General features: G+C 68.1%; 9 protein-coding genes. 4 read left to right on the top strand and 5 right to left on the bottom strand.

The features are described from left to right. Positions 1 to 11: 11 nt before the first annotated feature. Positions 12 to 1,304: a DUF3533 domain-containing protein gene (locus QK444_RS20425; protein WP_282782660.1), complete on the top strand. Its 1,293-nt coding sequence runs from the start codon at positions 12 to 14 to the stop codon at positions 1,302 to 1,304. A 246-nt stretch (positions 1,305 to 1,550) separates the two neighbouring features. Here QK444_RS20425 and QK444_RS20420 read toward each other — a convergent pair whose 3' ends face one another. From QK444_RS20420 to QK444_RS20410, 3 genes are all read right to left on the bottom strand, one after another. Next, positions 1,551 to 1,940 carry a sterol carrier family protein gene (locus tag QK444_RS20420; RefSeq protein ID WP_282782658.1) on the bottom strand — a complete coding sequence of 130 codons (390 nt, stop codon included), beginning with the start codon at positions 1,938 to 1,940 and terminating at the stop codon, positions 1,551 to 1,553. 348 nt (positions 1,941 to 2,288) lie between these two features. Beyond that, entirely contained in the window at positions 2,289 to 2,951 is a 663-nt protein-coding gene (locus QK444_RS20415; protein WP_282782656.1) for a CPBP family intramembrane glutamic endopeptidase, read from the bottom strand. Positions 2,952 to 3,109: 158 nt separating this feature from the next. Then, entirely contained in the window at positions 3,110 to 4,885 is a 1,776-nt protein-coding gene (locus QK444_RS20410) for an alpha/beta hydrolase (RefSeq protein WP_282782654.1), read from the bottom strand. 146 nt (positions 4,886 to 5,031) lie between these two features. Here QK444_RS20410 and QK444_RS20405 point away from each other — a divergent pair, with 146 nt between their 5' ends. Next, positions 5,032 to 5,322 carry a YiaA/YiaB family inner membrane protein gene (locus QK444_RS20405; protein ID WP_282782652.1) on the top strand — a complete coding sequence of 97 codons (291 nt, stop codon included), beginning with the start codon at positions 5,032 to 5,034 and terminating at the stop codon, positions 5,320 to 5,322. A 45-nt stretch (positions 5,323 to 5,367) separates the two neighbouring features. On the opposite strand, the gene purL is transcribed toward QK444_RS20405, so the two are convergent. Beyond that, a complete protein-coding gene (gene purL / locus QK444_RS20400; protein ID WP_282782650.1) occupies positions 5,368 to 7,665 on the bottom strand; it encodes a phosphoribosylformylglycinamidine synthase subunit PurL in 2,298 nt (765 codons plus the stop codon). A gap of 432 nt (positions 7,666 to 8,097) precedes the next feature. On the opposite strand from purL, the gene QK444_RS20395 reads away from it, so the two are divergent. Further along, positions 8,098 to 9,369: a glycosyltransferase 87 family protein gene (locus QK444_RS20395; RefSeq protein ID WP_282782648.1), complete on the top strand. Its 1,272-nt coding sequence runs from the start codon at positions 8,098 to 8,100 to the stop codon at positions 9,367 to 9,369. Between the two features lie 246 nt (positions 9,370 to 9,615). Here the strand turns inward: QK444_RS20395 and QK444_RS20390 are convergent, their stop codons facing one another. Then, the gene (locus QK444_RS20390) at positions 9,616 to 11,082 is read right to left on the bottom strand and encodes an HNH endonuclease signature motif containing protein (RefSeq protein ID WP_282782646.1); all 1,467 of its coding nucleotides are present in this window, start codon (positions 11,080 to 11,082) and stop codon (positions 9,616 to 9,618) included. Positions 11,083 to 12,502: 1,420 nt separating this feature from the next. Between QK444_RS20390 and QK444_RS20385 the strand changes: the two genes are divergently transcribed. Then, positions 12,503 to 13,093 (top strand): hypothetical protein (locus QK444_RS20385; RefSeq protein ID WP_282782644.1); only part of this gene is annotated, 591 nt, incomplete at its 3' end.

Below are 13,093 nucleotides of genomic sequence, written 5' to 3'. Positions count from 1 at the left end.
ATCTCACCCCGATCAAATGGGGTTTTCCGATCATTGTCGTCACGCTGCTGGCCTCGTTGCTGGGCGTGATGTACCTCGACTATGTCGTGGATCCGGAAGAGAATCTGCACGACTTCCCGATAGCACTCGTGAATCAGGATGTCGGCGACACCATCGGCGCGCCCGGCCAGGAAAAGCAGGTGAACTTCGGCGATCAGGTCGCCGCCGGACTGCGCGAGGCGGTGCCCGCGGACAAGATCGATCTGCGCGAGCTCGGCATCGGCGAGGCGCAGCTGCAGATGCAGCAGGCGCAGGTCTACGGCACCATCATCATTCCCAGCGACTTCTCCAAACGGCTCGGCATTCTGGGCGTGGGAAGTGTGGTGCCGGGCGATATCTCGAAGCCGGTCATCACCTTGCAGACCAATCCGCGCACCGGCGCGTTCGCGACCGCCATCACCCAGAAATTCGGTGAGGAAGCTCTCAGTCAGGTGCAGATCCAGGTCGGCAAGCAGCTGACCGAACAGGTCAACGCCCAGCTGGCGCCGCCGCCGGACGGGCCACCCGCGCCGGAGCTCACCGCGGCCACCCGGGTGGCGCTGGCGGAGCCGCTGAATATCGTGGTCGAACAGTTCCGGCCGCTACCGAACGGTTCCGGTGAGGGTCTTACGGCGTTCTTCTACAGCCTGCTGCTGCTGTTGGTCGGCATGGTGGGCGCGATGATCATCCATCAGTTGATCGATTCGGCGCTGGGCTTCCTGCCGACCGAATGGGGGCCCTGGTACGTGCATTTCCCGCGCGCCCCGATCTCGCGGACGCGCACGCTGCTACTCAAATGGGCGGCAGTGTCGGTGATGGCGGTGGCGGTATCGGCCGCGCTGCTCGGCATCGGCGCGGCGCTGGGCATGCCCATCGACAAACCGCTGCTGCTGTTCATCTACGGGGCGTTCGTGATCATCGCGGTCGGATTCACCTGCACCTCGGTGCTGGCGGCGGTGGGCACGGCCGGTCTGATCGTCAACCTGATCATCTTCATCATTCTCGGCCTGCCGTCCTCCGGCGGCACCGTGCCGATCGAGGCGACGCCGAAGTACTTCGGCTGGCTGGCCAATTTCGAACCCATGCACCAGGTGTTCCTGGGTACCCGCGCGATCCTCTACTTCAACGGCAGCGGAGTGGCGGGATTGACGCGCGGGGTGTGGATGGCGGCCCTGGGCTTGGCGATCGGCGTGGTGTTCGGCCTGCTGATCACGCGGTTCTACGACCACAAGGGGTTGGAGCGCAAGCCGGTGGAGAAAGACGCGCGGGCGGCGGCGCGCACATAGCCGCTACCCGCGACGACAGCGGCGGCGCACGTAGCGGCTTCGCGCGAGGTCAGCGGCGGCGGGCGAGGATCGCGAGCGGGGCTGGAGGGCGGAGCGCACTCTCAGGAGGTGCGCTTGCCCCCTGCACCCGGTGCGGACTGCCAAGGCGCTCGGACTGCCCCGAGCGCGGAGAACAACCGTGGGCGGGAGCAGCACAGTCGAATCCGAGCGCGGTCGATGCGGTCGGATGACCGTGGGTCCAGCGGGCTATCGCGGGCGGATGACGGGGAGCCAGCGGGCTATTTCGGGGGCCCGGGTGCCCGAGGCGGTCAGTGCGCCGGAGGTCAGGGCTTCCTCGAAGTCCAGCAGCCCGGTGGCGAGGAGCAGCCAGGTGCGGGGGTCGGTTTCGACCACGTTCGGCGGGGTGCCGCGAGTGTGGCGCGGGCCCTCGATGCACTGCACGGCCACGAAGGGCGGGACGCGGACCTCCACCGAGGCTCCGGGGGCATCGGCCGCCAGGGTGCGGGCGGTGCCCTTGACCGCCGCGCCGAGTTCGGCGCGGGTGGGTGCGGGTACGGTCTCGTCGCGCAGCCAGGGCTCCAGTGCCGCCAGGGCCGCTCGCAGTTCCTCCGGGTTCACCGCCGCTCGTCGTGCCACCCGACGAGGCTAGCTCGTCCGGCACACACACGATCGAGCACGCGGGCCGCGAACCATGAGCCGCGAGCCGCGAGCCACGAACCGCCAACCACGAACCGCCAACCACGAACCACGAACCGCGAGCCGCGAGCCGCGAGCCGCGAGCCGCGAGCCGCGAGCCATCGATACGCGCCACGGTGGAGCGACGAGAAATGGGGCGGTGAGACGACGCCGGTACACGCACGCGGCGCAGGCTCTGGACGGCGGTCAGGCGCTCGACACCGCGTCACACCGGTCGAACGGCTGGTCGTGCCGGAATGCCACTGCGCTCGCGGCACGGCCTGTCGGACCGTGGATGGCGTCGGGATGTCACTCGCCGACCAGGATCTCCGGGGGCTCCGAAATGCGCCGGGCCAGCAGCGGGGCGAGTGCGCCGCCCGCATTGAGGGCGAGGTGGAGCAGGGCGGGGGCGGTGGCGCTGCCGGTGCGGTGCCGGAGGTGATCGAACAGCAGTCCCGCGGCGGCGGTGATGGCGACCGCGGCCGGGATCGGGTCGCCCGCCGCACGCGCCGGGTAGATGTGCCAGAGCCCGAAAACCGTTGCGCCGAGCCAGGTGCCGCCGGGGCCGAAGGTGTCGTCCAAGAGCGGTGTCAGAGTGCCCCGGAAGACGAGCTCCTCACTGACGACGGTACCCACCGGGATGTGCAGTCCCACCCACTCGGCATGCGATGTCTCCGGCACCCGCTCGGCGATCTCCCCCACCCGCTCGCGCAATCCCGGAACGGCGAGTGCCACACCGTATCCCGCCAGGGCGAGCCCGGCGACGGCCAGTCCGACCCGCCAGCCCCGCGCCGAAAACCACTCCGGCCGCCCCCGGAACGCCATGGCGTAGCCACCGGCGAAGGCGAGGTTCGCGGCGGTGCGCCCGCGCATCCCGAGCCGTAGCGCGGGCAGCACCCGATTGCTCCACACCAGCGGCATCCCCACGGCCACAGCCGTTCTCGGCAGCGCCCGCAGCCGCTCCCACCGCATCGGCGACTCCACACGCGCCCACCCGCTGCCACGCGGCACAGCCGACAAGTGCGCAACCCCGCGCGAACCGGCCCGCCGCGACGCACGTTCCACCTCACGTTCGGTGGTACGGCCCGGATATCCGGACCGTGGCACCGCTCTCGCCCGGTTCGACACCCCTACTTGACCGCTCGCTCGTAGTCCTCGGCCAATTCGATCTGGGTGCGGATCTTCTCGCGCAGTTCCGGGTTCCAATCCGGCGGTGCGGCAATGGCTTCCCAGCCGTCGAGGACCAGGGATCCGTAGCGGTGGCCGTGGCCGTCGCTGACGCCCTGGGCGTTGGTGAGGTCGGCCGCTACCTGCCAGAAGGTGACGAAGGGCCACCACCGCATCTGCGAGGACACGTCGGAGCCGCGCGGCTCGGACAGCCAGTCCGGTTGGGAGAGGATGAGATCGGTCGACCACCAGACGATCGGGTCGGAGGCGTGCATGAGGTAGGCGATGCGGGGTTGCCGCCATTCCGTCGACGGCCGGGCGAGGTCGGCGGCGTCGGCGGCGAAGCGCACCACCAGCCCGTCGGCGTAGATCGGCGCGACCTCCCGCGTCCCCGGGTCCCGGCGCGAAACGAACTGCTCCCACAGCCGATTCGAGTTGGGCGGCCCCACCCACAGCGCACCGTCGACCTTGGAGCGCAGGTCGGCCAGCCCGTCGAACGCGGCCTCGGACCCCTGCGAACCCAGACTCTCCCCGTACACCAGCAGTTTCGGCCGCTCCTCCACCGGCCGCCGCGACCAGGCGGCGTAGACGGCGTCGAACATCTTCTTCCCCGCGGCCGCCACCTTCTGCCGGTCGGCGAGGAACGACAGCACACTGGGCAGGTACGAATACTGCGACGCCACGATCGCGGTGTCCCCGCCGTACATGTATTCGATGGCGGCGGCGGCCATGCTGTTCACCCAGCCGGTGCCGGTGGTGGTGACGATCACCAGCACCTGCCGGTCGAAGGCCCCGGTGCGTTCGAGTTCGGCGACCGCCAACTCTTCCTGGGTGATGTCCTGTCCGGCGGATTCCAGCCCCACGTACACGCGAATGGGCTCCTTGGCCGGTTTGCCGGTGAGCGAGCTGATCAGCAGCGGGTCCGGCCCGTGCGAGACGAACCAGCGGCCCTCCGAGCCGAGGGTCTCCCACTCCGACAGCGAAGCCGGGCTGCCCGAACGTTCCGGCGCGACCGGTTGGACGGCATACGGCGACATCTCGTCGTTGCGCACGCTGAACGCCGAGTTCGCGACGGCGAAGAACGCCTGGGTGGCGACGCCGTTGAACAGCGTGATGACCAGCACGACGAGCAGCAGCGTCCCGGCGGCGGGGGCGAGGTGCGGCGGCACCCGGACCCAGCGGCTGAGCTGGCGGCCGAAGAAGCGCACCACCTCGCGCAGCGTCCGATACGCCGCCACCACCAGCACGCCGACCAGCAGGCTGAGTCCGCCGGTGCGCAGGTATGCCTCGGTGGTGGTGCCGTACATGCCCATGAGCGAGAAGATCTCGCGCTGCCAGTCCGCCGACAGCACCAGCATGTAGGCGGCGACCAGCGCGCAGGTGAGCACGACGGCGGTCTTCACGGCGTCGCGCACCCACATGGGCGGGGTGCTGACATTGATCTTGGGACGCACCCACCGCCGGAACACCCACTCCAGCACACAGCCGACGCCGTAGCCGAGCGCCGCGTTCACCCCGGAGATGAGGCCCTGGAACAGCCAGTCGCGCGGCAGCAGCGAGGGAGTGACGGACCAGGCGAAGAAGACGGTGGCGACCACCAGCCCGACGTGGTTGAGGTCGATGATCTCCTCGATCTTGCGCCAGACGGGGGCGGCTCGGCGCACCCACATCGACACGGGCCGTACCGCGACGGCGCTACCGGTGCGCAGCCGCGTCAGAGCGTCGGTCGTGTCGAGCACCCGTCAAGTATGGCGGTAGGCTGTCCGAATCAGGGGATTCGGTGGCGTGACGTCGCTCAATGGTGATGCGGGTAGGGTATCTACCCTGGTGGCTCGAGTAGAACTACGCGGGTCCGCGGGCGTCGTGGCCGACAGACTTCTCCGGTATGAGCAACACTCCCAACGCACAGAGCAAGAGCACCACGGCATTTCTCGCCCAGGCCGCTATCGCGTTCGGAATCTCCTTCTCCGCCAGCCTTATCGGCATCCTCTATCTGCCGCTGGACATCTGGCAGCGCGGGTTCCTGGTGATGTCGCTGTTGTTTCTGGTCAGCAGCTCCTTCACTCTCGCGAAGGTGGTTCGAGATCAGCACGAGGCGTCGCGGGTGCACAGCCGCATCGACGAGGCCCGGCTGGAAAAGCTGATGGCCGAACACGATCCGTTCAAGGTGGCATGACAGCGCCCCGCCCGGAACGAGGGGTCCGGGCGGGGCGTCTCGATGTCAGTGTTCGACGGCTCCGCCGAAGAGTGCGGGCAGGGTGCCCTCGAAGGTGGTGCGCAGTTCGTCCAGCGTGACGGTGAACTGTCCCTGCACCTCGACCGAGTCGGAGCCCTGATCGACCACGCCGATGCGCGTCCACGGCAGCCCGCGGGCGTCGCACATCTTGGTGAAGCGGGTCTCCTCGGTGCGCGGCACGGCGACGAGGACGCGTCCGGCCGACTCGGAGAAGAGGGTGACGAACGGGTCGGCGTCCTCGGGCAGCAGGATGCGGCAGCCGGTTTCGCCCGCCAGCGCGGCTTCGATCACGGTCTGGGCGAGACCGCCCTCGGACAGGTCGTGCGCGGCGCTGATCATGCCGTCGCGGGATCCGGCGGTGAGGATTTCGGCGAGCAGCTGCTCGCGGGCGAAGTCGACCTTCGGGGGTTCGCCGCCGAGGTGGTCGTGTTCGACCTGCGCCCAGATGGAGCCGCCGAATTCGTCGCGGGTCTCGCCCAGCAGGATGAGGGTCTCGCCGGGTTCCAGGCCCAGGCCGGTGGGGATGCGGCGGTGCACGTCGTCGATGACGCCGAGCACGCCGACCACCGGCGTCGGCAGGATGGCGGTCTGCCCGGTCTGGTTGTAGAAGGACACATTGCCGCCGGTGACCGGAATGCCCAGGGCCACACAGCCGTCCGCGAGACCGCGCACGGCCTGCTGGAACTGCCACATGACGCCCGGATCCTCCGGGGAGCCGAAGTTGAGGCAGTTGGTGACGGCCTTCGGGGTGGCGCCGGTGGTGGCGACATTGCGGAAGGCTTCGGCCAGCGCCAGCTGCGCGCCGGTGTACGGGTCGAGCTTGGTGTAGCGGCCCGAGGCGTCGGTGGCCAGGGCGATACCGCGGCCGGTTTCCTCGTCGATGCGGATGACACCGGCGTCGGCGTGCTCGGCGAGCACGGTGTTGCCGCGCACGTACCGGTCGTACTGCTCGGTGATCCACTTGCGGGAGCACAGCTGCGGGCTGGCCAGCAGCTTCAGCAGCGTGGCGCGCAGTTCCTCACCGGTCTTCGGCCGGTTCAGCTTGTCCGGGGTGTCGGCGATGAGCGCGTCCTGCGAGTCGGGGCGCTGCACCGGGCGCTCGTACACCGGGCCCTCGTGGGCGACGGTGCGCGGCGGCACGTCCACCACGGTCTCGCCGTCGTAGGTTATGACGAGCCGGTCGCCGTCGGTGACCTCACCGATGACGGTGGCGATGACGTCCCACTTCGCGCAGACCGCCATGAAGGCGTCCACGTTCTCGGGGGTGACGACCGCGCACATGCGCTCCTGCGATTCCGAGGACAGGATTTCGGCGGGCGTCATATTGGCGGCGCGCAGCGGCACCTTGTCGAGTTCGATGTGCATGCCGCCGTCACCGGCGGCGGCGAGTTCGGAGGTGGCGCAGGACAGTCCGGCCCCGCCGAGGTCCTGGATGCCGACGACGAGGTCGGCGGCGTACAGCTCGAGGCAGCACTCGATGAGCACCTTCTCGGTGAAGGGGTCGCCGACCTGGACGCTGGGCAGCTTCTTGCGGCCGGCTCCGGACTCGTCGCCGGAGAAGGTGTCGGAGGCGAGCACGGAGACGCCGCCGATGCCGTCGAGGCCGGTGCGCGCACCGAAGAGGATGATCTTGTTGCCCTGGCCGGAGGCGAACGCCAGATGCAGGTCCTCCACCCGCATGACGCCCGCGCACAGCGCGTTGACCAGCGGGTTGCCCTGGTAGGAGGGGTCGAAGACGGTCTCGCCGCCCACATTCGGCAGGCCGAGGGAGTTGCCGTAGCCGCCGACGCCGCGCACCACGCCGTCCACCACGCGCCGGGTGTCCGGGTGGTCGGCCGCGCCGAAGCGCAGCTGGTCCATGACGGCGATCGGGCGCGCACCCATGGCCATGATGTCGCGGACGATGCCGCCGACGCCGGTGGCCGCGCCCTGGTAGGGCTCGACATAGGACGGGTGGTTGTGCGATTCCACCTTGAAGGTGACCGCCCAGCCCTCGCCGATGTCCACCACGCCCGCGTTCTCGCCGATGCCGGCCAGCATGGCGGCGCGCATCTCGTCGGTGGTGGTCTGGCCGAAGTAGCGCAGGTGCACCTTGGAGGACTTGTAGGAGCAGTGCTCGGACCACATCACCGAGTACATGGCCAGCTCGGCATCCGTCGGGCGGCGGCCGAGGATCTCCTTGATGCGGGCGTACTCGTCGTCCTTGAGGCCGAGTTCCTTGTAGGGCTGCGGCTGTTCCGGGGTGGCCGCGGCGGCGCTGACGGTATCGACGTGGTTGGTCACGGGAATACCAGAGTCCTTTCGGCCGGAACGAGACAGCGACCGGCAAGCTGGATACGGCGGGATTCGCTTCGAAGTCTAATGCCCGGCAAACCCCACTCTCCCCCGCCTCCCCGCGACTTCGGCGCACGGCTGTGAGCCGTCGACCGTCGCATACGCGCGCCGGCGGTCGTAGAGCCGAACCAATGATGGGCGCACCCGGCGGATTACCCCGATTCTCACGAAATCAGTCGTCACGTCCGATGTCGTCGGCTCCGCGTTCGAGCACGGTGCCAGCCGCGATCGCAGTGTGAACTGTGGCGCGCGCAACAGCCTCCGCGGACCCGGAGCAGCAGCCGAGTGGGGCGTGCCAGCTAGTCTGTCCCGGTGAACGATCGATCCGGGGTCGCGGATCCGACCGAGAAGCCTGCGACGACGCATGGAGGGCCCACGGGATTGTCTCGCCGTCAGGTCCGGCTGCTGCTCATCGCGCTCGCGTTGTTCGTGGTGTCGGCGCTCATCAGTCATTTCGGGAAGATCTGGCACGGGTACATCGATCTTCAGGTGTACCGCAACGGCCCGCGGGTGTGGATGGACGGCGGGGAGCTGTACGGCCCCATGCCGGAGGTGTTCGGGATCGGCCTGCCGTTCACCTATCCCCCGCTGGCCGCGCTGTTCTTCGCGCCGCTGGCCCTCATGCCGCTGCCGGTGGCGGAGGTGCTGGTGCTGGCGACCTCGATCACCGCACTGGGCGTGACGCTGTGGATCGTGCTGGAGCGGGTGCGCCCGGCCATGGACCGCCCGGCGCGGCTGGCGCTCGTCATCGGCGCGGTGGCGATCCTGCAATGGCTGGAGCCGATCCGCCAGACCTACGGTTTCGGCCAGATCAATCTGGTGCTGATGGCCGCCATCGCCCTGGATTGTCTGGTGCGCAAGCCTTTCTGGCCGCGCGGCATGCTGATCGGCATCGCGGTGTCGGTGAAGCTCACCCCCGCCGCCTATCTGCTGTTCTTCCTGCTGTGCCTGAACTTTCCGCCGCGCGGCGGCTGGCCCGACGCCGCGGGCTGGCGGCGCTACCTGCCGCGCGGAGACTGGAAATCGCCCATCACCCTGGTGGTTTCGACCATCACCGCGGTCGGCCTGATGTTCGTCTTCTTCTGGCACGAGTCGGTGCAGTACTGGTTCCACACCCTGTCCGACACCGGCCGCATCGGCCCCCCGCACTTCGCGGGCAATCAGTCCCTGAAGGGTTTCGCCTTCCGTCTCGGCGTCTCCGATTCCACCGCCACCGCCATCTGGCTCACCCTGTCGGTGATCGCCGTAGCCCTGGCCGCCGTCTGGATGAAGCGCCTCATCGACGCGGGCCACCCGGTCACCGCGCTCATGGTGAACGCGGGCGCGGTCCTCTTGGTCTCCCCGGTCTCCTGGTCCCACCACTGGGTCTGGATCGCCCCGACCCTGGTGATCGCCGTCGACGCCATCCGCCGGGGCCGCCGCAACCGCTGGTTCATCGGCACCGTCGCCTTGGCGACGGTCCTGTTCGCCATCGGCCCCCAGTGGGTGCTGCCGCACGACAGTGACCGCGAACTCGCCTGGTCCTGGTGGGAGCAGATCATCGGCAGCAGCTACGTGCTGCTCACCTTCGCGATCTTCGTGGTCGCGGTGATCACCTACCACCCGGAGCGGATGCAGCGGCTCAACGAAGGTTCCGCAGCGCAACCAGGCTGATGCCTGCGCGCCGTTACGAGCCGTCGAGACCTCTACTCAGTTCCCGCATTTCACGACCGAGCCGGTCACGCCCGCATGTCCGACAATGAACCGCAGGCGTTCGGATCGGTTCGGCCTGTCGGCATGTCCGAGGCTGGGCCGAGCGTGCGCGGCACACGCGCGTGCTGAATACCCCTGCGCGGCGGGACGACTTCCGCGTGGGGTCCGGACCGGTGTCCGGTTGTGGATCGGCTCGTGATGCACGATTTACTCCCGAGCACGGTGGGCAAGCAACCTGGCTCGTCGGCGTTTCACGCTCTCGGCCAAAACCTGCTCGGGGTGATGGAACCGATTCACCCGCGCCCGTCGTCGCGGATCCACTGACGCGGGCGGACAGAACGCGGTGCGGCCGGCATTCGCACCACCCGGCGAGACGCGATGAGTGGCCCATCCGGTCGGATCGTCGGCGTCGGCGGCGATCTGCGCATGATGGGCATCGCACACCAATGTCAGGTTGTCGATATCGGTGGGACCGTTCGCCGCCCACGGGACGACGTGGTGCATCGCGCACATGGTCGCGGGCGCGGAACAATCGGGGTGCGTGCAGCCGCGGTCGCGGGCGATGGCGGCCAACCGCTGCCACTGCGATGCGATCCGCGCACCTTCCCCCAGATACAAGGGCTTGCCCGCGTTCTCGTCGAAGATCAGCAACAGCGGGATCGACCCTTCGGCCATCCGCCACGCCTGGCGGACCGGGATCGTCGTCCCGGTCGCCGTGCGCGCCACCCCGGCACCGCGCAGCAAATCACCGACCGACAGGGTGAGCACGATCGACACCGGCAGTCCCCGATGCGACCCCAACCGCTCAGGCCCGGACGCGTTCAGGAACGCTTTCAACGCGTCGTGACGCCGCTGTGCCGGAGTCCGCCTATCGCGCCCGACCGCCAGGGCCAGGCGGTTCGGGTCGAACCCGTCGGGCTCGTGCACACCCAGCTGGGGGCTGTCGGGGTCGTCGGGCATGCACATACCCGGACGCGCCCACTTCGCGAACACGGTGTCGAGCATCGCGCGCAATTCGGGATCGAAACAGCCTTCGAACGTGCTCATTCCATCCAGGCGCTGTTCACCGAAGGTCGCCGCCCGTAACCGAGCCCGGTCCTCGTCCGTGGTCAGCGAACCGTCCGGGTCGAGATAGCCCAGGATGCGGTCACCGACCTTGCCCACCATCTCCGGAGTCCCGGTGCGCGCGGCGGCAGCGAGGTGTTCCTCGGCGACGGCGCGGCGCTCGGTATCGACGGCATCCGGTATGCGCTCCATCACCCGCATCACGGCCCGCGCATGATCCCCCGAGATCGCACCCTCGGCGTGGGCGACAGCGGTATGCGGCAGACGTGGTTCGCATTTCTCGCCGTAGGCACTGGTCATCACCCCGAGCTGGGCGGCGGCCTTGACCCGCGCGACCGCGTCGGCCTTGGCCAGTAGCAGGGTTTCGACCAGGTACCGGTAGAGCCCGACCGATCCGGTGGTGGTCCACAGATGCCGGTCGTTGATCTCGACCACATGCCGATGCCCCACCGCCTCCAACCGGCGGCGGCACACCTCCAACCCCCGGATGCGGGCGGCGAACTCGGCGTCGCTGAATCCGGTCAGGTCCTCGGCCGCGAGGGCGTCGACCGCCGCCGCCAACGCGGCGAGCGCGGTATCGCCCTGCGGAATGTCCCCCTCCGAATCCATGCAGCTATTCTACCGCGAAACCATTTGCGGCAGAACGGCAAACACCATCTGAATCAACCATCTTCACACATTCCCACCCAGGAACAACAGGGCGCTCGATCAGACAGGATTCTCGAAAGGTTGACACTGGACCGCTGAATCATCACCGAGTCGCACGTCGATGACGTTGCTGTTGATCCAGCGTTATGCGAAGGCATCCAATCCATACCGAGTGGCAGTACAGTTGCGCGGTTCGACGAGTCGATCACGCCAGACAGGCGAATTTTTGCCCATGTTCTCCGTAGCCGACGTGAATTCTTCAGCTGGCGTGACTCCGAGAATCAGTGTCGCAGGCGAGTCGCCGTGCGCTTCTCGGACACAAGCCGCAGTGACCCGCAGCCGATCTGGAGCAAGCCCCTGTACATCGAACTCTTCGGGCATCGGCACGAGTTCGGGCCCGCGTATGGCCGTCGTTGTCTTGTTGTCGTTCAGACCGTCGCCGCCCGCCGCAAGTCCGCGACCGCATACACGGCGACCCCGAAGACCAGGGCAGCGATGACTACTCCTACGATTGCGCGGGTTCGTTGGGAGATTCTCACCGCTGCCCCTTCACGCTATCGGGTTCGACCTTCATGTAGGTCGGGGCTCTTGCACGCACCGCAAGCGTTGGCATTGGGACCCGACCCGGGCCTCGGGCAGTACCGCGGGCTGCTCGGTTCGGACCGGCTCAGTTCGCTCGGTTGCGCTGGGCCCCGGGACGATATCGCCGTCGCCATCGGGCAGTCGTCCGGGAGCATTCCTGGCCTTGAACGCCGGGCGCTTGCGTGGGCTGCAAACCAGACGCGGCCGGAGGGGTGGTCGGTGTCATGGTGGCTGGCTCTCCGGGGTCGTGGCAGACATACGGCACCGGCGGTGGAGGCGGGGGTCCCGGGTTGCCGGGATTGCCTGCCCGCCACGTCGATTCCCACGCCGCGTTGTAGGCCGCGGTCTCCCGCGCACACCGTTCGGCGGGGGTTTCACCGGTGGCGGTGGCGGGGTTGAGCGCGATCACGGTCGCCGCCACCACGATCAGGGAAGCGGTGATCGCGGCAACCGCGAGCCCTCGCCGTTGAGGTTCGAGGATGTCTGGGAGTCTCATGTCCGGTCCCGCCCGTTCAGATGGTGGTCGGGTCGGAGTAGACCGTCACCGTGGTGTCGGCGACATGGGTCGAGATCGAGAACTGGGTGAAACCGAGACAATTCGAGTAGCTAACCATTTACCGAAATAGTCAGTTCGCGTGGCAAATGTCCGTTTTGTCCACTTGAAATTCGCTGCGGCGCTACGGAATAGAAGAATTGCTCTGCGGCACGCCGCAAATCCGGTGTGTTCAATCCATTGAAAGCGCTTGCGTGGCTGTATGGTCTGTTTCGCGCTCGCAACGCTGGTAGCAGACTGCTATCGGTGAACGATGCGGCTCTACCGGAGGCGTTTCCTCTCCCAACCATTCACGCTGACCCAGTCAGCGCCCGTCGAAAGGTGTGTCTGCACGTGTGGATTCGTAAGCTCGTTGCTACGTCTTTGCTTGCTATTGCCGCCACCGGAGTGTCGGCAGCAACATCGCACGGTGAAACCGCTGTCGCCGCCCCCACATTCGGCGGCCCCACCATGACCGCGACCGACCAGGGTATGACCGTCACCGCCGGCGCTTCCGAGGACGGCACCGGCATTACCGCTCATCTGGTCGGCGGCCGGTTCGATGTGAGCCCGGACGGCAATACGATCACCATCACCAACAATGACGGCAGCGCGGTGCAGAACGTCCCCACCGTGTTCGCCAACACCGACCGCATCGTGCGTCTCAGCACCGAGGTCAGCGCCGACGGCAGCACCATCACCATGCATCCGACGTCCGAGCAGCGGGTCGTCTCGGTGACCGAGGCGCAGGAAATCGGCCTGGTCGGCAGTGTCGCGGGTATGGTCGTCGGCTTCTTCGCCGGTGCCGTCGCCGGTTGCATGATCGGCCTCGCCGGTCTGATCGTCGGCTGCGTTCCG

The sequence above is a fragment of the Nocardia sp. CC201C genome (assembly GCF_030010695.1).
Taxonomy (GTDB): domain Bacteria; phylum Actinomycetota; class Actinomycetes; order Mycobacteriales; family Mycobacteriaceae; genus Nocardia; species Nocardia otitidiscaviarum.
This window is presented reverse-complemented; position numbering and strand designations above follow the sequence as displayed.